This window comes from Pseudomonas sp. KK4 (assembly GCF_001984065.1).
Classification (GTDB): domain Bacteria; phylum Pseudomonadota; class Gammaproteobacteria; order Pseudomonadales; family Pseudomonadaceae; genus Aquipseudomonas.
Window position 1 is genome coordinate 1 of record NZ_LYVP01000016.1, and the last position, 21767, is coordinate 21767.

Below are 21767 nucleotides of genomic sequence, written 5' to 3' on the forward strand. Positions count from 1 at the left end.
AGCGGTGTGTCAGTCATACAGGGGGTGACTGACACACCGCTTTCGCGAGCAAGCCCGCTCCCACAGGTCAAGCAGTGCTCAGAAACCTTGCGGCGTCGAACGGGCGACGATGGCTTCCACGTCCAGCCCTCGCGGCAAGGCACCGTACACTCGGCCGTTGGTGCCCAGACGGCTGGCGATAAACGCATCACTGACCACCGAACTCCCCGCCTCCAGCAACAGCTTGGCCTGCAGTCCCAGGGCGATGTCTTCGGTCAATTGTCGGGCGCGGTACTGGATGTCGCTGGTGTCCTTGAACGCCGCCTGCAATTGAGCGATGTGCGCCGCCAGACGCTTGTCGCCATGGCCATCGCCCAATTCACTGAACAACGCATCGAGCACCCCCGGCTCTTTCGACAGGGCGCGCAACACGTCCAGGCATTGCACGTTGCCGGAGCCTTCCCATGTCGAGTTGACCGGTGCCTCGCGGTACAGCCGCGGCAGGATGCTGTCCTCGACATAACCGGCGCCGCCCATGCACTCGGCGGCTTCGTTGATCATCGCCGGCGCGCGTTTGCAGATCCAGTACTTGCCCACGGCCGTCACCAGCCGGGCGAATTTTGCCTCTTGCGAATCGTCCAGGTGATCCAGCGCCCGACCCATGCGAAGGCTCAGGGCCAGGGCCGCTTCGCTTTCCAGCGCCAGATCGGCCAGCACGTTCTGCATCAACGGCTGCTCGCTGAGCGGTCTGCCGCCGACAGAACGGTGGGCGCAGTGATGGCTGGCCTGGGTCAGCGCCTGGCGCATCAAGGCACTGGAACCTACCATGCAATCGAAACGGGTCATGGCGACCATTTCAATGATGGTCGGCACGCCCCGGCCTTCTTCGCCGACCATCCAGGCCAGGGCGCCACGGAACTCCACTTCGCTGGAAGCGTTGGAGCAGTTGCCAAGCTTGTTTTTCAGACGCTGGATATAGAACTGGTTGCGGGTGTCGTCCGGGCGATGGCGCGGCAGCAGGAAACAGGTCAGGCCCTTGTCGGTCTGGGCCAGGGTCAGGAAGGCGTCGCACATCGGCGCCGAGCAGAACCACTTGTGGCCCACCAGTTCGTACGCCTGACCAGGGCCGCCGGCCCCTACCGGGTAGGCCTTGGTGGTGTTGGCCCGCACATCGGTGCCGCCCTGTTTCTCGGTCATGGCCATGCCGATGGTGACACCCGGTTTGTGCGCCATGCCGACGTTGCGCGGGTCGTATTCGGTGGAGAGGATTTTCGGCAGCCATTTCTCCACCAGGTCCGGTTGCAGACGCATTGCCGGGACGCTGGCGAAGGTCATGGTCAGCGGGCAGCCACTGCCAGCTTCGGCCTGACTGTGCAGATAGGTCATGGAGGCGCGGGCGACATGGGCGCCGTCCTGCGGCTGCGCCCAGGGCAGCGAGGTCAGCCCGTGTTCGATGGCGGTACGCATCAACTGGTGATAGGCCGGGTGAAACTCCACCAGGTCGATACGATGGCCGTAGCGATCGTGACTGCTGAACACCGGTTTGTTCTCATTGGCGAGGAACCCCGCTTCCATCAACGGCCCGCCTGCCAGTGCGCCGTAAGCGTCGATCCGCGATTCGGCCCAACCGGCCCCGAAACGCCGCGACCATTCCTGTAGTGGCAAATCGATGCGATACAGGTTGGCGCCATCCAGCGATGGCGGCTGATTGGTCACTTCGTGGGTTTCGGCGAACTGGTGCAGGTTCATGGCAGGGCTCCTTTGGTCAGCCAAGGGGATTTCAGTTAAGCACCGTCCCTTGGCCGAACAAAGTGTCATATCTGCCTAACTTCCGGCGCTTTCGCCTTGTTGCGCGCAGAGGACCCGACGATAGAGGGCCGCCTGCAAGTCTTCAAATTTCACCGGTTTGCTCAGGTAGTCGATCAACGCGCCGGTCGGGCAGCGCTCTCGATCCACACCTTGGGCAATCACGAACAGTGGCAATTCGGTGCAACCGGGCAACGCCCGGATCTGGCAGCAGACCGACACGCCCTCCAACGGTAGCAACTGGCAGTCGAGCAGCACCGCATCGAAGCTGTCCCGTTGCAGGATGTCGAGCGCTGCGCTGCCGGTGTCGGCGGTGCGCACCCGGAAGCCCAGCTTGAGCAACATGCCGCGCATCACCAGTTGATTGATGCTGTTGTCATCCACCAGCAGCACCGTGCAATCCTGCGGCAACCGCACCCGTGGCAGTTCGCGGGTCATGAACGACAGCGGCGGCGCCTCGCTCGCTTGAATGTCGCACTCGACATCGAGCTGGAAACGACTGCCGCGCCCCGGTTCGGAACGGTGAGTCAGGCGACCGCCGAGCAATTCGATCAGTTGCCGGCAAATCGCCAGGCCGATGCCCAGGCCGCCATACTCGCGGGTCATCGAACCGTCGACCTGGAAGAAGCGCTGGTACAGGGTCGCCTCGCCCAGATCGGTGAAGCCGATGCCGGTGTCGATCACGGCAAAGGTCAACGCCAGTCGATTGGGTTTGACGGTCTTGCCGGTCACCCGCAACGCCACCCCACCGACCCGGGTGAACTTGATGGCGTTATCGAGCAGGCACTCCAGGCATTGCACCAGCCTGGCGCTGTCGCCGTACAGGCGGTCCGGCACATTCGGCGCCACGTCGACCTTGAAATCGAGCGACTTGCCCGTGGCATTGCCCTCGAACTGCACACGCATGGCTTCCACCACGCCGCGCAGGCTGAAGGCCGAAGGGGAAGCCGTGAGCTTGCCCGCCTGCAACTCGGTCAGGGTGAGAATACCGTTGACCATGCGCATCATGTCCCGCGCCGATCCCGCGGCGGTCTGCTGGTATTGCTCCAGCTCCGGGTCCATTTCCACGGTTTGCATCAACTCCAGCGAGCCGATCACACCGTTCATGGGCGTGCGCAGTTCGTGGGTCAGGGTGGCGAGGAATTCGTCCTTGAGCTGGTTGCTGCGTGCCAGTTGCTGGTTGAGCACTTCCAGTTTCTGCCCGGCATCGAGCAGGGTCTGCGCCTGCTGTTCGCGCATCGCGTTGATGCGGTCTGCCAGGGCCAGGGACAACAGTGCCACCTCGATGGCCGAGCCGATCTGGCTGGAATACATGGTCAGGAAAACGTTCGGCAGGTAGCCCAGGACCATCAGGGTATTGATGATGCCGCCGAGCAGGAACGCCGACCAGGCAATGATGAAATAGCGCGCAACCCGCAAGCCGCGAAGCCAGGCGAAAATCCCTGCGGCAAAAATCACCACGGTGAAGGTCAGCGCCAGGGCCGTCGCCAGGCGCAGGGCCAGGGCATAGCTGGTCATCAACGACAGGCCGACCACCAGTGCGCTGAACAGCACCAGCGCCAGCAACACGCGGTCCAGCCAGCGGCTATGGGTGGCGGTCTGCAGGAAGCTGCGGGCGAATTGACTGCCGAACAACCCGGCACATCCGATGAAAAACGGTGTGGCGGCGTTGGCCCACCAGGGATTGTCCGGCCAGAAGTACTGTACGGCGGCGCCGTTTACCGACAGCTGATACAGGCCAAACGAGGCAATGTAGAAGATGTAGTACAGGTAACTGGTATCGCGCACGCTGAGAAAGATGAACAGGTTGTAGACCAGCATCCCCAGCAGCACGCCATAAATCAGCCCTAGCACGTACAGCCGCACCGGTTGCTCTTCCAGGTACGCGGTGCTGGACCACAGCGTGACCGGCGCCTGGATCGAGCCTTGGCTTTGCAGGCGCAGGTAAACGGTTTGCGCCTGTTCGGGGGCGAAATTCAGGTTGAACAGATAATTATTCTGGCGGATCTCGCGCGTGGCGAACGGCAAGGCGTCGCCAGTCTCGCGGACCAATTGATAGTTGCCGGCTGCGTCGGGCAAATACAGGTCCAGGCGATCGAGGGGCGGATAGGCCAGTTCCAGCAGCCAGGTGCGCTGCGCCGCCGGGTTGGTCGGGCGATAGTGAAGGTCGATTTTCAGCCAGAACACCGAACGCGAATAACCGGCGTTGAGGGTCGCCTTGTGGTGCGGCTTGAAGTTGCCGGACGCCGCTTGCAGTCGCACATCGCCAATGCTCGCCTGGCCGTCGACGTCTTCAAACACTTGCAGGGATTTGCCCAAGGGCAGGCTTTGAGTGAACTCATCGAACTCGACGGCGTTCGCCAAAAAGGGCAAACACAACAGCAACATCAGCAAATAGCGCATTTATGCCCCAGCGTGGCCTTTCCGGTCCCGTCAGCAAGTCCCCCCATTCCTTTTGAGCAGACGTCAAACCGGTGTTTTCTATTATTTGTTTGAATCCACTCTAGCATAGCGGCTGATTGCCATTAAACACTACAGAAATATTTCCTGAAAAGGCTCTAGAACGGGCGTTACAGCGAATATTCCGGCGACAGCGCCATGGGTCCGTTCACCCCGCTATTGGACTTTGCAGCCGCCGCGCAGGCTCGGCAACCGCTAAAGGGACCTTCATGACTACCTGGTCGACTGGTGGTAAGCTCGCGCACCATGAATATCTACAGCTCACGCCCCGTTGTCCTCTGTCTCTCCGGCCACGACCCAAGTGGTGGCGCCGGCTTGCAGGCAGATATCGAAGCCCTGCTCGCCCAGGGTTGCCATGCGGCTCCGGCCGTCACCGCCCTGACCGTGCAAGACACGGTCAATGTCACTGACTTCCGCGTCCTCGACCGTGAGTGGGTATTGGCCCAGGCCAATGCCGTGCTCAACGACTCCGACGTCGCTGCGGTCAAACTGGGCATGCTCGGTTCCCTGGAAATGGTCGACACCGTTGTCGAACTGCTTTCGGCGAACCCGCACTTGCCGGTGGTCTGCGACCCGGTGCTGCGCGCCGGCGGCGGCGGGCGACTGGGCAAGGACGAAGTCGGCTACGCCATGCGCGAACGCCTGCTGCCCCTGTCGATCATCGCCACCCCCAACCTCCCTGAAGCCCGCATCCTGGCCGAACTGCCAGAAGGCACCGCGGACGAGTGCGCCGAAAAGCTCCTGCCGTTTGTAAAACACTTGCTGATCACCGGCGGTCACGGCGACGAAACCGAAATCCACAATCGCCTGTACAGCCGCGACGGCCTGCGCGAAACCTACACCTGCCAGCGTCTGCCCGGCAGCTACCACGGCTCCGGCTGCACCCTGGCCAGCGCCCTGGCCGGTCGTCTGGCCCAGGGCGAAAACCTCGCCAGCGCCGTGCAGACTGCACTTAACTACACATGGCGCACCCTGCGTGATGCCGAGCAGTTGGGCAAAGGCCAGTTCGTGCCTCGCCGCCTGCCGCTGGACTTCTGTTCGTAACTTCTTTTCGTGATGCGGTGAGGCTTGCCTGATGAAACTACGTGGCCTGTACGCCATTACCGACAGCCAGTTGCTGGCCGGCAAATTCCTGTCGTACGTGGAGGCCGCGCTGGAAGGCGGCGTCACCCTGCTGCAATACCGCGACAAGAGCAGCGACGAAGCCCGCCGTCTGCGGGAAGCCGAAACCCTGCGCGATTTGTGCGACCGCTACAAGACCCGGTTGATCATCAATGATGACGCCGAACTGGCCGCACGACTGAACGTCGGCGTGCACCTGGGCCAGACCGATGGCCCGTTGTCCCCGACCCGCGCCTTGCTCGGTTCCAGGGCCATCATCGGTTCGACCTGCCACGCGCAACTTGAACTCGCCGAGCAAGCCGCAAAGGAAGGCGCCACTTACGTCGCCTTCGGCCGTTTCTTCAATTCCAACACCAAGCCCGGCGCACCGACCTGCAGCCTCGACCTGCTCGACCAGGCGCGTAAACAGCTGCACCTGCCAATCTGCGCGATTGGCGGCATCACCCTTGAAAACGCCGCACCGCTGGTGGCCCACGGGGTTGATCTGCTGGCGGTGGTGCACGGATTGTTCGGCGCCCAGAGCACGGCTGAAGTGACCCGTCGCGCCCGCGCCTTCAACGAATTGCTTTCCATTTAAAAATCTGAGAATCCGATCATGTCTCGTTCCGAAACCCTGTTTGCCAACGCCCAGAAGCATATCCCCGGTGGCGTGAACTCCCCGGTTCGCGCGTTCAAGAGCGTTGGCGGCACGCCGTTGTTCTTCAAGCACGCCGAAGGCGCCTACGTCACCGACGAAGACAACAAGCGCTATGTGGATTACGTGGGTTCCTGGGGCCCGATGATTCTCGGCCACAGCCACCCGGACGTGCTGGATGCGGTGCGCAAGCAGCTGGAACACGGTCTGTCCTACGGCGCACCGACCGAGATGGAAACCCAGATGGCGGACCTGGTCTGCTCCCTGGTGCCGTCGATGGACATGGTGCGCATGGTCAGCTCCGGCACCGAAGCGACCATGAGCGCGATCCGTCTGGCCCGTGGTTTCACCGGCCGCGACAGCATCATCAAATTCGAAGGCTGCTACCACGGTCATTCCGACAGCCTGCTGGTCAAGGCTGGCTCCGGTGCCCTGACCCAGGGCGTGCCAAGCTCGGCCGGCGTGCCGGCGGCGTTCGCCAAACACACCCTGACCCTGCCGTTCAACGACATCGACGCCGTTGAAGCCATGCTCGCTGAAGTCGGCCAGGACGTGGCCTGCATCATCGTCGAGCCGGTGGCCGGCAACATGAACTGCGTACCGCCAGCGCCGGGTTTCCTCGAAGGCCTGCGGACCCTGTGCGACAAGCATGGCGTGGTGCTGATTTTCGATGAAGTGATGACCGGCTTCCGTGTCGCCCTCGGCGGCGCCCAGGCTCACTACGGCGTGACGCCGGACTTGACCACCTTCGGCAAGATCATCGGTGGCGGCATGCCGGTCGGCTGCTTCGGCGGCAAGCGCGAGATCATGTCGCGTATCGCCCCGCTCGGCCCGGTGTACCAGGCCGGTACCTTGTCGGGGAACCCGCTGGCGATGGCGGCCGGCCTGACGACCCTGCGCCTGATCAGCCGTCCGGGCTTCCACGCCGAGCTGACCGACTACACCACGCGTCTGCTCGATGGCCTGCAAGTACGCGCCGATGCCGCCGGCATTCCATTCGTGACCACCCAGGCCGGGGGCATGTTCGGTCTGTACTTCAGCGGTGCCGACGACATCGTGACGTTCGATGACGTGATGGCCAGCGATGCCGCACTGTTCGGTCGCTTCTTCCACCTGATGCTCGAAGGTGGCGTCTACCTGGCACCGAGCGCCTTCGAAGCCGGTTTCACCTCGATCGCCCACGGCGAAGCCGAGTTGAAACTGACCCTGGACGCCGCCGAGCGTGCCTTCGCCGCACTGAAATAACGCGGGTCCGCTGACGTTGGCCATTGCCAGCGTCAGCTTTCACCTACACTCCCGCGCTTTTTCCTACGCATCTGCCAACAATCCCCAGCAAAGTGGGCGATATATTCCCCGCGCAGCAGAAAAACGAGTAAAGACTTTGTAAGGTTGGCCCTGCTTATTTCATAATGCGCGCTTATTGGATCCCCTCGTTGGGTCCGCGCGCCCTTCAGAGGTAAGTCGATTCCCATGAACCGCACCGGCCGCGCCCTTTCAATGGGCTGCCTGTTGCTCCTTCAGCCCCTGCTCGCGCTCGCACAAGCAGGCGGTAACTCGTTGTTGATCCCAGCGATGGGTCGCTGCACCCTCAATACCCAGCCGCAAGACCTGGCACAGGCCATCGCCGCCTGCCAGAAAGCGTCGGATGAAGGGGATGCACAAGCGCAATATGAGTTGGGTGAGTTCTACTACGAAGGCAAGAATGCGCCGCGCGACCTCAATCAAGCCCTGAGCTATTTCGAGAAGGCCTCGTTGCAAGGCCACGCCCAGGCGCAATTCAAACTCGGCACCATGTTCTTCCACGGCGAAGGCGTGCCGGCCAACAACGTTCAGGCCTACATCCTGCTGAAAATGGCGGCGGTCAACGGCGCTGAAGATGCATTGGACACAGCCGACGAAGTCACCGAGCAAATGCCCCGCGAAGAACTGGAAGTCGCCACCCAGGTACTCGGGCAGATCTTCCGCAAATACCTGATGGAACTGCAGAGCGCCGATGGGCGCACGCCGTTTGCGCCGCTGCCCTGAATACCGCTGACTGGGAGGGAGCTTGTTGTGGCGAGGGAGCTTGCTCCCGCTGGGGTGCGAAGCGGCCCTAAACCCTGCAATCACACTCCGCCTGACACACCGCGCGCTTCGGTCTTGCGACTGCTTCGCAGCCGAACGGGAGCAAGCTCCCTCGCCACAAAAGCTCGCTTGCGGCTATTTCGAATTACTTCTCAGGCATCGGCACCGGAAACGGCATCACATTGCCGACCGCGCCGCGGGCTTCGCTGATTTTCGGGGTGCCCAGGCGTTCGACTTCGTCGATGCGCACGATCGAATGCATCGGCACGAAACTGCGCACCACGCCTTCGAACTGCGCCTTGAGCTTTTCTTCGCTCGGATCGACGACAACCTGCGTGCGCTCGCCGAAGACGAACTCTTCCACTTCCAGAAAGCCCCACAGATCGCTCTGATAGATCTGCTTGGCGTACATTTCGAACACCTGGCCCTGGTTGAGGAAAATCACCTTGTAGATTGGAGCTTCACGTTTGGTCATGGTGGGCGAGCAACACATCGGGGGATAAAAAGAGGGGGCGAACTATAGCATAGCCACCGGACGCACAGCGGTAGGAACCTTGGAACTTGTTCCCTATAATGCGCGGTTCTCCGAACCACGTGATGACCCTTTTCCATGGCCAAGAAGCTTTACATCGAAACCCACGGTTGCCAGATGAACGAGTACGACAGCTCGCGCATGGTGGATCTGCTGGGCGAACACCAGGCCCTGGAAGTCACCGCCCGCGCTGAAGACGCCGACGTGATCCTGCTCAACACCTGCTCGATCCGCGAACGCGCCCAGGATCGCGTCTACTCGCAACTGGGTCGCTGGCGCGAACTGAAACTGGCCAACCCGGACATGGTGATTGCCGTCGGCGGCTGCGTGGCCAGCCAGGAAGGCGCCGCCATCCGCGATCGCGCGCCCTATGTCGACGTGGTGTTCGGCCCGCAGACCTTGCACCGCCTGCCGGAAATGATCGACGCGGCGCGCAGCAGCAAACTGCCGCAAGTCGACGTCTCGTTCCCGGAAATCGAAAAGTTCGACCACTTGCCCGAACCGCGCATCGACGGCCCGAGCGCCTACGTGTCGGTGATGGAAGGCTGCAGCAAGTACTGCACCTTCTGCGTGGTGCCTTATACCCGCGGCGAAGAAGTCAGCCGGCCGTTCGACGACGTGTTGGCCGAGATCATTCACCTGGCCGAAAACGGCGTGCGGGAAGTGACGCTGCTGGGGCAGAACGTCAACGGTTATCGCGGCGCGACCCATGACGGTCGCCTGGCGGATCTCGCCGAATTGATCCGGGTGGTGGCCGCTGTCGATGGCATCGACCGCATCCGCTACACCACCTCGCATCCGCTGGAGTTCTCCGACAGCCTGATCCAGGCCCACGCCGAGGTGCCGGAGCTGGTCAAACACCTGCACTTGCCGGTGCAGTCCGGCTCGGACCGCATCCTCGCGGCGATGAAGCGCAACCACACCGCACTGGAATACAAATCCAAACTGCGCAAACTGCGGGCGGCAGTGCCGGGCATCTGCATCAGTTCGGACTTTATCGTCGGCTTCCCCGGCGAGACCGAAAAAGACTTCGAACAGACCATGAAGCTGATCCAGGACGTCGGTTTCGACTTCTCCTACTCGTTCGTCTACAGCCAGCGCCCGGGCACTCCGGCCGCCGATCTGGCCGATGACACCCCGGAGGAGTTGAAGAAAGAGCGCCTCAACGCCCTGCAACATCGCCTGAACCAGCAAGGTTTCGAGATCAGCCGACAAATGGTCGGTTCGATTCAGCGGATTCTGGTGACCGATTATTCGAAGAAAGACCCGGGCGAACTGCAAGGCCGGACCGAAAATAACCGTATCGTCAATTTCCGCTGCGACAATCCGACCCTGATCGGCCAGTTCGCCGATGTGCACATCGATGCCGCCCAGCCGCATTCGTTGCGGGGTTCGTTGATTTCGTAACACTGAACTCCCATATGGCAGAAAGGTTTTTGTGGTGAGGGGATTTATCCCCGCCGGGCTGCGAAGCGGCCCCAAAAAAGGGGACGGCCATGCATCCCAGCTGGGATAACCCCCTCACCAGAGTTCAATGGCCAAATTCCGGCAACCATTTAAGAGCTTTCGCACCCGAGCCACTGGCGTTATCCTCTATTTCATCACTATTGCCCCAGGGCGGCTAAATACGACCTTGAACGCACCCATCGAACCACATCGTTTCATTCTCGAGCCTTTTGAGGCTCGCCGCTTCGCCAATCTGTGCGGGCAATTCGACGAGCATCTGCGCTTGATCGAACAGCGCCTGACCATCGAGATCCGCAACCGCGGAAACCAGTTCGAGCTGATCGGCGAGCGCAAACACACCACCTCCGCGGAAAACCTGCTGCGCCGCCTGTACCGGGAAACCAAGGGGACCGAGCTGTCGCCAGACATGGTTCACCTGTTCCTGCAGGAATCCGCTGTCGAAGAGCTGGACAACCACTCGCCCGCCACCGCCTCCGTCGCCCTGCGCACCAAAAAAGGCATGATTCACCCTCGCGGCTTGAATCAGCAGCGCTACGTGAAGGAAATCCTTGGCAACGACATCAACTTCGGCATCGGCCCGGCCGGTACCGGCAAGACCTACCTGGCCGTGGCCTGCGCGGTCGATGCACTGGAACGCGAACAGATCCGTCGCATCCTGCTGGTACGCCCGGCGGTTGAAGCCGGGGAAAAACTCGGCTTCCTGCCGGGCGACCTGAGCCAGAAAATCGACCCGTACCTGCGCCCGCTCTATGACGCGCTCTACGAGATGCTTGGCTTCGAATACGTCGCCAAGCTGATCGAGCGCCAGGTCATCGAAGTCGCGCCGCTGGCCTACATGCGTGGCCGCACGCTGAACAACAGTTTCATCATCCTCGACGAAAGCCAGAACACCACCGTCGAGCAGATGAAAATGTTCCTGACCCGGATCGGCTTCGGCTCGACCGCCGTCATTACCGGCGACATCACCCAGGTCGACCTGCCGCGCGGCACCAAGTCCGGGCTGCACCATGTGATCGAAGTGTTGAAAGACGTGCCGGGCATCAGCTTCACGCATTTCCAGCCCAAGGACGTCGTGCGCCACCCGCTGGTGCAGCGCATTGTCGAAGCCTACGAGCGCTTCGAAAATCGCGCCGAGGATCAAGCGCCGAAGGACAACCGCCGCGATGCTTGAGCTTGACCTGCAAATCGCGACCCAGGCGCCCGCCCCCAGCGAAGCCGAGTTCCGTCAATGGTGCGAGCTGGCCCTGCGTCAGCGCAGCGCCGACTCCGAGATGACCATTCGCCTGGTCGACGAAGCCGAAGGCCGCGAGCTGAACCACACCTGGCGGCAGAAGGATTACGCAACTAACGTCTTGTCATTCCCGGCCGATGTGCCGGACGAGTTCCTCGACATCCCGCTGCTGGGCGACCTGGTGATCTGTGTCGCCGTGGTCGAGCGCGAAGCCGCGGAACAAGGCAAGGCACTGAGCGCCCATTGGGCGCATCTGGTGATCCACGGCTGCTTGCATCTATTGGGTTACGACCATATAGAGGACGAGGAAGCCGAGGAGATGGAAGCACTGGAACGTACCTTGCTTGCAGAACTGGGCTACCCCGATCCGTACGCGGACGACGAAACCGAAACATCCCCTACCGTTACAACAAAGGATTCAGAGTAATCGCTATGAGCGAAGATCGATCGAGCAACGGGCAGAAGTCCTGGCTGGGTAAACTGACCCAGGCTTTTGCCCACGAGCCGAAGAACCGCCAGGAGCTGCTGGAGCTGCTGCGCGACGCACACCAGAACAAACTGTTGGACAGCGAGGCGCTGGCCATCGTCGAAGGCGCCATCCAGGTCGCTGACCTGCAGGTTCGGGACATCATGGTCCCGCGCTCGCAGATGATCAGCATCAAGGCGACCCAGACACCCCGCGAGTTCCTGCCTGCCGTGGTCGACTCGGCCCACTCCCGCTACCCGGTGATCGGCGAAAGCCACGATGACGTGATGGGTGTGCTGCTGGCCAAGGACTTGCTGCCGTTGATCCTCAAGGAGAACGGCGACAGCTTCAACATCAAGGACCTGCTGCGCCCGGCCACCTTCGTGCCGGAGTCCAAGCGCCTGAATGTGCTGCTGCGCGAATTCCGCGCCAACCATAACCACATGGCCATCGTCATCGACGAATACGGCGGCGTGGCGGGCCTGGTGACCATCGAGGACGTGCTCGAGCAAATCGTCGGCGACATCGAGGACGAGCATGACGTCGAAGAGGACAGCTACATCAAGCCGCTGCCCAGCGGTGATTTCCTGATCAAGGCCCTGACGCCGATCGAGAATTTCAACGAATTCTTCGACAGCGAATTCTCCGACGACGAGTTCGACACCGTCGGCGGCCTGGTGATGAGCGCGTTCGGGCACTTGCCAAAACGCAACGAAATCACCGAAATCGGCTCCTGGCGCTTCCGCATCCTGAACGCCGACAGCCGTCGGATTCATTTGCTGCGCCTGACGCCTATCGCACGATAAATATTAAGGATTGAAATGCATCGTCTGACCCGCCCCGGCTGGCCCGGTAACCTGCTGGCCATGGCGGCCGGTGCAATCACCACCCTGGCCCTGGCGCCGTTCGATATATGGCCGTTGGCTTTGCTGGCGGTCGGCCTGTTCTATGCCGGCCTGCGCGAGCTGAGCCCGCGCCAGGCCCTGGGCCGCGGCTGGTGCTTCGGCTTCGGCCTGTTTGGCGCCGGTACCAGTTGGATCTACTACAGCATTCACCATTTCGGCGGCGCCTCGGTGCTGCTGGCCGGCTTCCTGATGCTGTTGTTCACCGCCGCGATCGCCTGGTTCTTTGCCCTGCCCGCCTGGCTCTGGGCGCGCTGGTTGCGCCGCAACGAAGCACCACTGGCCGACGCACTGGCGTTTGCCGCGCTGTGGGTCGGCCAGGAAGCCTTTCGCGGCTGGTTCCTCACCGGTTTCCCGTGGCTCTACTCTGGCTACAGCCAACTCGACGGGCCATTGACCGGGCTCGCCCCCGTCGGCGGGATGTGGCTGATCTCCTTCACCCTCGCCCTGACCGCCGCCCTGATCTACAACGGCATGCGCCTGATCCGTACCGGCCGCAAAGGCTTTATCGCGGTGGGTGTTCTGCTGCTGGTCGGGCCATGGGTGGCCGCACTGGCGCTCAAGCACCATGCCTGGACCAGCCCGGCAGGCGCACCCTTGAGCGTCGCCGCACTCCAGGGCAACGTCGAACAAAGCATGAAGTGGGACCCGGCGCAGCTCAACGCGCAGCTGGCGCTGTACCGCGACATGAGTTTCACGTCCAGACCCGTGGACCTGCTGATCTGGCCTGAAACCGCGGTGCCGGTACTCAAGGAGTCGGCCCAGGGCTATCTGGACATGATGGGGAATTTCGCCTCGGAGCGTAAATCTGCCCTGATTACCGGCGTGCCGATCCGCGAAGTGGTCCATCACCAGAAGCGTTTCTTCAATGGCATTACGGTGCTGGGCGAAGGCGACGGCACTTACCTGAAGCAGAAACTGGTGCCGTTCGGCGAGTACGTGCCGCTGCAGGATGTATTGCGCGGACTGATCGCGTTCTTCGACCTGCCGATGTCGGACTTCGCCCGGGGCCCTGCCGACCAGCCCATGCTGCAAGCCAAGGGTTACCAGATCGCGCCTTTCATCTGCTACGAAGTGGTGTATCCGGAGTTCGCCGCCGGACTTGCCGCGCAAAGCGATCTGCTGCTGACGATCAGTAACGACACCTGGTTCGGCACGTCCATCGGCCCGCTGCAACATTTGCAGATGGCCCAGATGCGAGCCCTGGAAGCCGGACGCTGGATGATCCGTGCCACCAACAACGGCGTGACCGGCCTGATCAATCCGTTTGGCCAGATCACGGCGCAGATCCCGCAATTCGAGCGCGGCATCCTGTATGGCGAAGTCGTGCCAATGCACAACCTGACGCCTTACCTGCAATGGCGCTCGTGGCCGTTGATCATTGTTTGCTTATTCTTGTTCGGTTGGGCACTGGTGGCGAGCCGCATGGCCAAGACCGTCTGACAGGGCTTTGGTGGCGAGGGAGCTTGCTCCCGTTGACTGCGCAGCAGTCCCTTTTTGAGGCCGCTTCGCGCCCCAGCGGGAGCAAGCTCCCTCGCCACAAAGAGCTCTCAGCGGTAAAACAACGAATACCCCACCTGCCCCACCGCCTCGTTCATCAACTGCCCGCTGCGCCAGATCGCCTTGAACTCCGGCATCCAGCCGCCCAGCGGCTCATCATCGCTGCCGCCCAGAAACCCGACCGGTGCCGGCACCACGTCAAACCCCGCTTTCTTGAAGCTCCAGACCGCGCGAGGCATGTGTGCAGCCTGGGTCACCACCACCACGCGCTTGATGCCCTCGGGCAACAACACCTTGGCCGTCATTTGCGCGTTTTCCCACGTGGTACGGCTCTGCCCTTCTTGCCAACGCACCGTCACACCGAAATCATCGCGCAAGGAATCAGCCATCAATTGCGCCTCGCTGGGTGGCGTTCCGTAATGCAGCCCGCCACTGGTCAACACTGGCAGGCCCGAGGCCTTGGCCAATCGGGCTGCATAACGTTGACGCTCCAGGCCGACGCCCGTCGGCTGATCTGAACCCCACGCCACATCACCTCGCTCACGCCCCGACCCCAGCACAACGATGGCCTGCGCACGCTGCCCCAGCGTTGCCCATTCGTCCCGGGCCAGCGGCGGCTCGCGTTCGAGCAGCCCGGCCCCCCATTGCACCACCACCGGCAAGCTCATGAGCCAGAGACCTCCCAGGCCAAGCGCAAAACACACCCCGGCAAGCCGCGGCCTTGAGCGGCGCAACCACCAGGCGAACAAAAGCAGCAGCAATAAAATGCCGGGGGGCAGAAGGAGTTGTTTCACGAAATAACGAAAAGGCATCGAGCATCTCCATGAAGATGCCCGAAGCCTAAGTGGGTTGACGCAATGCGACAATAAATACGGAAGGACCGGGCTTCAAAAAACCATGGAGCATGGCTCTATACCCTTACTTGAATTGCAGAGACCGGACCTTTACCGCGTCTCTACCGGGAACTTTGTCCTTGAGCCAGATGATCTTGGCAGAACGTGGTGCGTCGAGCTGCTTCACCGCTTCGGACAAGCATCCGTGCGTCTCACGCTCACTGCGATCCAGGTACGCCTTGACCAGTGCAAACTCTGCAGGGCTCAGGCCGCGCAACTCCAGCTCCAGCGGACGCTCGTCCCGCAGCCGGCCGGCGGTTTTTGCCGCTTCCAGCGCCATGCCCAGACGATCGATCAGTCTTTCGTACAGCTCCGGTTTTGTAGCTTTACGCTGTGACTCCACCATCCCTCACCTCATTGGAAGATAAGACCTACTCCCCAGTTAGAGCTTAGCTTCCATGTACAAACCGGCTGAACGCCGCGACCAACGGCCCTCGCAGCGGTTTTGGCCGGATGCGCGGCGCTAATCAGGGTTTCCCTCGGTCCAGTGCGGTCATGTATGCTACGGCGCTTCCTGTAACTCCACTTCCAGCTCGTCCGGGCACAGAAAACGCCGAATCGGCGCCTTCATCGTCCAGCGTTGCATTGAAGAGGATTAGGCCACCCCTATTCAGTTCAAAAGTAGCCATGCACGAACAATATCAGCCCCGTGAAATAGAAGCCGCCGCCCAGTCGTTCTGGGACGAGCAAAAGTCCTTTGAAGTCAGTGAACAGCCAGGCAAGGAGACTTACTACTGCCTGTCGATGTTCCCTTACCCCAGCGGCAAGCTACACATGGGGCACGTGCGCAACTACACCATCGGCGACGTGATCTCCCGCTACCAGCGCATGCAAGGCAAGAACGTTCTGCAACCCATGGGTTGGGACGCCTTCGGCATGCCGGCGGAAAACGCCGCGATGAAGAACAACGTAGCGCCCGCCAAGTGGACCTACGAAAACATCGCCTACATGAAAAACCAGCTGCGCAGCCTCGGCCTGGCGGTGGACTGGTCCCGTGAAGTGACCACCTGCAAGCCCGATTACTACCGCTGGGAACAATGGCTGTTCACCCGCCTGTTCGAAAAAGGCGTGATCTACCGTAAAAACGGCACCGTGAACTGGGACCCGGTGGACCAGACTGTCCTGGCCAACGAACAGGTGATCGACGGACGCGGCTGGCGCTCCGGCGCGCTGATCGAAAAGCGCGAAATCCCGATGTACTACTTCAAGATCACTGCCTACGCGGATGAGCTGCTGGAGAGCCTCGACGAGTTGACTGGCTGGCCTGAACAGGTCAAGACCATGCAGCGCAACTGGATCGGCAAGTCCCGCGGCATGGAAGTGCAGTTCCCGTACAACGTCGATTCCATCGGCGAAGCCGGTGCCCTGAAAGTTTTCACGACCCGTCCGGACACCCTGATGGGCGCGACCTATGTCGCCGTGGCCGCCGAGCACCCGCTGGCCACCCTGGCCGCGCAGAACAATCCCGAGCTGCAAGCGTTCATCGCTGAATGCAAGGGCGGCAGCGTCGCCGAAGCCGACGTCGCCACTCAAGAGAAAAAGGGCGTACCGACCTCGCTGTTCGTCGAGCACCCGCTGACCGGTGAAAAGCTCCCGGTGTGGGTCGCCAACTACGTGCTGATGCACTACGGCGATGGCGCGGTCATGGCCGTGCCGGCCCACGACGAACGTGATTTCGAGTTCGCCACCAAATACAACCTGCCGATCAAGTCGGTAGTGCGCACCAGTTCCGGCGAGACCAACCCGGCCCCGTGGCAGGACGCCTACGGCGAGCACGGCACGCTGATCAACTCCGGAGAGTTCGACGGCCTGGATTTCGCCGGCGCCTTCGATGCCATCGAAGTGGCCCTGATCAAGAAAAACCTCGGCGCCTCGCGCACCCAGTTCCGCCTGCGCGACTGGGGCATCAGCCGTCAGCGTTACTGGGGTTGCCCGATCCCGATTATCCACTGCGACAGCTGCGGTGATGTGCCGGTGCCGGAAGATCAATTGCCGGTGGTATTGCCGGAAGACGTCGTACCTGATGGCGCTGGCTCGCCATTGGCGCGCATGCCCGAGTTCTACGAGTGCAACTGCCCGAAATGCGGCCAGCCTGCCAAGCGTGAAACCGACACCATGGACACCTTCGTCGAGTCCTCGTGGTACTACGCCCGCTACGCCTCACCGCACTTCGAGGGCGGCCTGGTGGAGAAGTCCGCGGCCGACCACTGGTTGCCGGTCGATCAGTACATTGGCGGCATCGAGCACGCGATTCTTCACCTGCTGTACGCGCGTTTCTTTCACAAGCTGATGCGCGACGAAGGCCTGGTCAGCTCCAACGAGCCGTTCAAGAACCTGCTGACCCAAGGCATGGTGATCGCCGAGACGTACTATCGCCGCGAAGCCAACGGTGCCTACACCTGGTTCAACCCGGCGGACGTCGAACTCGAACGCGACAGCAAGGCCAAGGTCATCAGCGCCAAGCTGATCGCGGACGGCCTGCCGGTGGAAATCGGCGGCACCGAGAAGATGGCCAAGTCGAAGAACAACGGCGTCGACCCGCAATCGATGATCGACCAGTTCGGTGCCGACACCTGCCGCCTGTTCATGATGTTCGCCTCGCCACCGGACATGAGCGCCGAATGGTCCGACTCCGGCGTGGAAGGCTCGCACCGCTTCCTCAAGCGCGTCTGGCGTCTGGCTCAAGCCCACGTCACCCAGGGCCTGCCGGGCAAACTGGACATCGCCAGCCTGAGCGACGAGCAAAAAGCCATCCGTCGTTCGATCCACCAGGCCATCAAGCAGGCCAGCCATGACGTGGGCCAGAACCACAAGTTCAACACCGCCATCGCCCAGGTGATGACGCTGATGAACGTGCTGGAGAAAGCCCCGCAAGGTACCGGGCAGGATCGCGCACTCGTTCAGGAAGGCCTGGAAACCGTCACACTGCTGCTCGCCCCGATCACCCCGCACATCTGCCACGAACTGTGGAATCGCCTGGGTCACGCCGACCCGGTGATCGACGCCGGTTGGCCGGTGCTGGATGATAGCGCGCTGGTGCAGGACAGCCTGCAACTGGTGATTCAGGTCAACGGCAAGCTGCGCGGCCACATCGAAATGCCGGCCAGCGCCAGCCGCGAAGAAGTCGAAGCCGCGGCACGGGCCAACGAGAACGTGCTGCGTTTCGTCGACGGTCTGACCATTCGTAAAGTGATCGTGGTGCCCGGGAAACTGGTCAACATCGTCGCCAGCTAATTGGATCAGGCGCCTGGCTGAGCCTGGCGCCGAGTAAAACCTTTCGGGCCGCTTGAACGGCCCACATGGTTTCAAGGGGAGCAACACAATGATCAAACGCAACTTGCTGGTGATAGGCCTCGCGGTCCTGCTGAGCGCCTGCGGTTTCCAGCTGCGCGGCACCGGCACTACCGAACTGGCGATCAAGGAACTCGACGTCAGCGCCCGTAATGCCTACGGCGACACCGTGACCCAACTGCGCCAGGTGCTCGGCAACAGTGGGGTCAAGGTGTATACCGGCGCGCCGTACAAGCTGGTGCTCAACAATGAGCAGGAAACCCAGCGCATCCTCAGCTACGCCGGTGCCGGCCGTACTGGCGAATATCAACTGAACACGGTGCTCAACTACACCATTCTCAGCCAGGGCAACCTGGAGTTGATGGCTGACAAGCTCGAAGTGGAAAAGGTCTTCATCCACGACGGCAACAACCTGGTGGGTTCTGACCAGGAAGCCGCCGACGCCCGCAAGGACATGCGTCGCGACCTGGTGCAACGCATGATGCTGCGTCTGCAGCAGATCTCCCCGACTCAGTTGGCGCAGTTGCAGCAGACCGCCGAAGCCAAGGCCAAGGCCGAAGCCGCGGCACTGGAAGCAGCGCAGAAGGCTGAAGCGGAAACACCGCGTCAGTCGCCGCTCGAAATCCCGCAGCAATAAGACTTACGGGGCGCTCAGGCGCCCCGTTCGCCCTCTCTTATGAAGCTCGCCCCCGCCCAACTCTCCAAGCATCTGCAAGGTGCCCTGTCGCCGGTCTACATCATCAGCGGCGATGACCCCTTGCTGTGTCAGGAAGCTGCCGACGCTGTTCGTACCGCCGCTCGCCAGCAGGGCTTCGATGAACGCCAGGTCTTTGCCGCCGACGCCAGTTTCGACTGGGGCACGTTGCTGCAGGCCGGCGCCAGCATGTCGTTGTTCGCGCAAAAACGCCTGCTGGAACTGCGCCTGCCTTCCGGTAAACCCGGAGACAAGGGTGCCGCCGCGCTCATCGAATACTGCTCGCGACCGGCCGATGACACGGTGCTGCTGATCAGCTTGCCGAAGCTCGACGGCAGTGCGCAGAAGACCAAATGGGGCAAGGCCCTGGTCGAAGGCCCACAGACGCAGTTCGTGCAGATCTGGCCGGTGGATGCCAGCCAATTGCCGAGCTGGATCCGTCAGCGTTTGTCCCAGGCCGGTCTGTCCGCCAGTCAGGATGCCGTCGAACTGATTGCCGCACGGGTCGAAGGCAACCTGCTGGCCGCCGCTCAGGAAATCGAGAAGCTCAAGCTGATGGCCGAAGGCGGTCAGATCACCATCGAAACCGTACAGGCAGCGGTTGCCGACAGTGCGCGCTTCGATGTCTTCGGCTTGACCGATGCGATCCTCAATGGTGAAGCCGCCCACGCCCTGCGCATGCTCGAAGGCCTGCGCGGTGAAGGCGTCGAACCGCCGGTGATTCTCTGGGCACTGGCCCGGGAGCTGCGTCTGCTGGCTAATATTTCGTTGCAATACAGTCAGGGCACACCGCTGGACAAAGCCTTCAGCCAGGCCCGGCCGCCAGTATGGGACAAGCGCAAGCCCCTGATGAGCAAGGCCCTGCAACGCTATTCGGCGCCACGCTGGGCGCAGTTGCTGCTCGAAGCTCAGCGTATCGACGCGCAGATCAAGGGCCAGGCGGCGGGGTCCCCGTGGATGAGCCTGAGTCGCTTGACGTTGTTGATGGCTGGCCAACGGCTTTCGCTGCCTGCCGAATAAGCGCCAGCTGCCATAGCGTTCAGCGAAAGGTCCTACACAATGCAGGGACTAGACAGCCCCCCCAACTTCGGCAGATTATTGCCACCCGCGAAAACCACTTAATCGAGAGATCAGATCATGAGTAAAAAGCCATCAACGCATGGCCCCAACAAGGCCAAATCCATCGTCGCCCAGCCACTGTTCCGCAGCCGTCAGGAACGCGCCGGCAAGGGCAAAGGCAGCTACCGCCGCGAAGCCTTCCAGTCTGACAACTGGGAGGCTTCTTACTTTCTGGCCGCCTGAAAAGGCAAGCATCGGCTCAACATGTTAAGGTCTGTACCTGATTCGTTCTCCCTGGACCCGTGCATGCCCCTCAGTCTTTCCCGTCGTTGGCACCTTCGCCAACTGATCGCTGCCTCCAGCCTCATTTTGCTAGTCGCCTGCGCGGAAAAACCGACCGCCGCCGACGCACAGCCGCTTCAGACACTGCCTGTCGCCACCGCCCCAGCCGTCGTCGCCCCCGTGGTACCGAGCGGCGAAAACCTCGACATCCAGCCGACCCAGACCTTCGCCGAATGGCAGGCGGGATTCCGCAAGGATGCCCTGGCCGCCGGTATTCGTGCCGACCTGTTCGATCGCGCTTTCGCCAACGTCAGCTTCGACCCGAGCGTGATCCGTGCCGACCGCAGCCAGCCGGAGTTTTCCCGCCCGGTGTGGGAATACCTCGACGGCGCCCTGTCGCCGTTGCGGGTGCGTAAAGGCCAGGCCTTGGTCAGCCAGTACGATGGCATTTTGCAGAGCATCGAACAGCGCTACGGCGTTGACCGCCAGGCATTGGTCGCGGTGTGGGGCATGGAAAGCAACTTCGGCCAGTTCCAGGGCAGCAAGTCTGTGATCAACTCACTGGCGACCCTGGCTTATGAAGGCCGTCGTCCAGGGTTTGCCCATGCGCAATTGATCGCCGCGCTGCAAATCCTGCAGCAGGGCGATATCGAACCCGAGAAGATGCTCGGTTCCTGGGCCGGCGCCATGGGCCAGACCCAATTCATTCCCACCACCTACAACACCCACGCTGTCGACTTCGATGGCGACGGTCGCCGCGATATCTGGGGCAGCGCCACCGATGCCCTGGCCTCGACCGCGCACTACCTGCAAAGCTCCGGTTGGCAGAAAGGCCAGCCGTGGGGCTTTGAAGTGCAACTGCCGGGCAATTTCAACTACGTGCTGGCCGATGGCACGATTCGCAAGAGCGTCGCCGAATGGCGGCAATTGGGTGTAGTGCTGCCCAATGGCGGCCAGGTTCCGGCAGGCTCGGAACAGTTGTCCGCGGCATTGCTGCTGCCGGCGGGTTATCGTGGCCCGGCGTTCCTGGTGCTGGATAACTTCCGGGCAATTCTCAAGTACAACAATTCGTCGTCTTACGCGTTGGCGGTCGGCTTGTTGTCGCAGCGCTTCGATGGTGGGGGCCTGATCAGTGGCACCTGGCCGAAAGATGATTTGCCCCTGAGCCGCACCGAGCGCATCGAACTACAGAATCTGCTGAGCGCGCAAAATTATGACGCGGGCACTGCAGACGGCATTATCGGTGCCAATACCCGCAAGGCTATTCGCAGTGCGCAGCAGTCGCTTGGCTGGCCGGCGGATGGGTATCCGACGCACAAGTTGCTGGAAGGTTTGCGTAACAGATAGTCAGCCGTAAAGCTGACACCGCTTTCGCGAGCAAGCCC

Annotated in this window: 19 protein-coding genes; 14 read left to right on the forward strand and 5 right to left on the reverse strand. The window is 61.8% G+C overall.

Annotated features, from left to right (window positions below; translation table 11 throughout):
- Positions 1 to 78: 78 nt before the first annotated feature.
- Both B0W55_RS08360 and B0W55_RS08365 read right to left on the reverse strand, forming a co-directional pair.
- Positions 79 to 1728 carry an acyl-CoA dehydrogenase family protein gene (locus tag B0W55_RS08360; RefSeq protein WP_077045537.1) on the reverse strand — a complete coding sequence of 550 codons (1650 nt, stop codon included), beginning with the start codon at positions 1726 to 1728 and terminating at the stop codon, positions 79 to 81.
- Between the two features lie 75 nt (positions 1729 to 1803).
- On the reverse strand, positions 1804 to 4188 hold the full coding sequence (locus B0W55_RS08365; RefSeq protein ID WP_077045538.1) for a hybrid sensor histidine kinase/response regulator: 2385 nt from the start codon (positions 4186 to 4188) through the stop codon (positions 1804 to 1806).
- Positions 4189 to 4491: 303 nt separating this feature from the next.
- Between B0W55_RS08365 and B0W55_RS08370 the strand changes: the two genes are divergently transcribed.
- The 4 genes from B0W55_RS08370 (at position 4492) to B0W55_RS08385 (ending at position 8026) form a co-directional block, all read left to right on the forward strand.
- Positions 4492 to 5289, forward strand: a complete 798-nt coding sequence (locus B0W55_RS08370) for a hydroxymethylpyrimidine/phosphomethylpyrimidine kinase (protein WP_077045539.1) — start codon at positions 4492 to 4494, stop codon at positions 5287 to 5289.
- A gap of 31 nt (positions 5290 to 5320) precedes the next feature.
- Entirely contained in the window at positions 5321 to 5944 is a 624-nt protein-coding gene (thiE, locus tag B0W55_RS08375; RefSeq protein ID WP_077045540.1) for a thiamine phosphate synthase, read from the forward strand.
- 18 nt (positions 5945 to 5962) lie between these two features.
- The gene (gene hemL / locus B0W55_RS08380; protein WP_077045541.1) at positions 5963 to 7246 is read left to right on the forward strand and encodes a glutamate-1-semialdehyde 2,1-aminomutase; all 1284 of its coding nucleotides are present in this window, start codon (positions 5963 to 5965) and stop codon (positions 7244 to 7246) included.
- A 225-nt stretch (positions 7247 to 7471) separates the two neighbouring features.
- The gene (locus B0W55_RS08385) at positions 7472 to 8026 is read left to right on the forward strand and encodes a tetratricopeptide repeat protein (RefSeq protein WP_077045542.1); all 555 of its coding nucleotides are present in this window, start codon (positions 7472 to 7474) and stop codon (positions 8024 to 8026) included.
- A 184-nt stretch (positions 8027 to 8210) separates the two neighbouring features.
- Here the strand turns inward: B0W55_RS08385 and B0W55_RS08390 are convergent, their stop codons facing one another.
- Entirely contained in the window at positions 8211 to 8540 is a 330-nt protein-coding gene (locus B0W55_RS08390) for a DUF1820 family protein (protein ID WP_077045543.1), read from the reverse strand.
- A gap of 135 nt (positions 8541 to 8675) precedes the next feature.
- On the opposite strand from B0W55_RS08390, the gene miaB reads away from it, so the two are divergent.
- The 5 genes from miaB (at position 8676) to lnt (ending at position 14106) form a co-directional block, all read left to right on the forward strand.
- Complete coding sequence (gene miaB / locus B0W55_RS08395) at positions 8676 to 10004, forward strand: tRNA (N6-isopentenyl adenosine(37)-C2)-methylthiotransferase MiaB (RefSeq protein ID WP_077045544.1); 1329 nt, start codon at positions 8676 to 8678, stop codon at positions 10002 to 10004.
- Positions 10005 to 10230: 226 nt separating this feature from the next.
- Complete coding sequence (locus B0W55_RS08400) at positions 10231 to 11235, forward strand: PhoH family protein (protein WP_077045545.1); 1005 nt, start codon at positions 10231 to 10233, stop codon at positions 11233 to 11235.
- Positions 11228 to 11722 (forward strand): rRNA maturation RNase YbeY, encoded by a 495-nt coding sequence (gene ybeY / locus B0W55_RS08405; RefSeq protein WP_077045546.1) that lies wholly within the window; start codon positions 11228 to 11230, stop codon positions 11720 to 11722. Before B0W55_RS08400 ends, ybeY begins: the two co-directional genes overlap by 8 nt.
- A 5-nt stretch (positions 11723 to 11727) precedes the next feature.
- Positions 11728 to 12567: an HlyC/CorC family transporter gene (locus tag B0W55_RS08410; protein ID WP_077045547.1), complete on the forward strand. Its 840-nt coding sequence runs from the start codon at positions 11728 to 11730 to the stop codon at positions 12565 to 12567.
- 15 nt (positions 12568 to 12582) lie between these two features.
- Complete coding sequence (gene lnt, locus B0W55_RS08415; protein WP_077045548.1) at positions 12583 to 14106, forward strand: apolipoprotein N-acyltransferase; 1524 nt, start codon at positions 12583 to 12585, stop codon at positions 14104 to 14106.
- Between the two features lie 107 nt (positions 14107 to 14213).
- Here the strand turns inward: lnt and B0W55_RS08420 are convergent, their stop codons facing one another.
- Both B0W55_RS08420 and B0W55_RS08425 read right to left on the reverse strand, forming a co-directional pair.
- Positions 14214 to 14975: a YdcF family protein gene (locus B0W55_RS08420; RefSeq protein ID WP_077045549.1), complete on the reverse strand. Its 762-nt coding sequence runs from the start codon at positions 14973 to 14975 to the stop codon at positions 14214 to 14216.
- Positions 14976 to 15081: 106 nt separating this feature from the next.
- Positions 15082 to 15402 (reverse strand): hypothetical protein, encoded by a 321-nt coding sequence (locus B0W55_RS08425; protein WP_077045550.1) that lies wholly within the window; start codon positions 15400 to 15402, stop codon positions 15082 to 15084.
- 281 nt (positions 15403 to 15683) lie between these two features.
- Between B0W55_RS08425 and leuS the strand changes: the two genes are divergently transcribed.
- The 5 genes from leuS (at position 15684) to B0W55_RS08450 (ending at position 21729) form a co-directional block, all read left to right on the forward strand.
- Positions 15684 to 18290 carry a leucine--tRNA ligase gene (leuS, locus tag B0W55_RS08430; RefSeq protein WP_077045551.1) on the forward strand — a complete coding sequence of 869 codons (2607 nt, stop codon included), beginning with the start codon at positions 15684 to 15686 and terminating at the stop codon, positions 18288 to 18290.
- An 88-nt stretch (positions 18291 to 18378) separates the two neighbouring features.
- Positions 18379 to 18984, forward strand: coding sequence for an LPS assembly lipoprotein LptE (gene lptE, locus B0W55_RS08435; protein ID WP_077045552.1), 606 nt, complete (start codon positions 18379 to 18381; stop codon positions 18982 to 18984).
- Positions 18985 to 19023: 39 nt separating this feature from the next.
- Entirely contained in the window at positions 19024 to 20061 is a 1038-nt protein-coding gene (gene holA, locus B0W55_RS08440; protein WP_077045553.1) for a DNA polymerase III subunit delta, read from the forward strand.
- A 117-nt stretch (positions 20062 to 20178) separates the two neighbouring features.
- A complete protein-coding gene (gene arfA / locus B0W55_RS08445; RefSeq protein WP_077045554.1) occupies positions 20179 to 20343 on the forward strand; it encodes an alternative ribosome rescue factor ArfA in 165 nt (54 codons plus the stop codon).
- 63 nt (positions 20344 to 20406) lie between these two features.
- Positions 20407 to 21729, forward strand: coding sequence for a lytic murein transglycosylase (locus tag B0W55_RS08450; RefSeq protein ID WP_077045555.1), 1323 nt, complete (start codon positions 20407 to 20409; stop codon positions 21727 to 21729).
- The last annotated feature ends 38 nt before the right edge of the window (positions 21730 to 21767 follow it).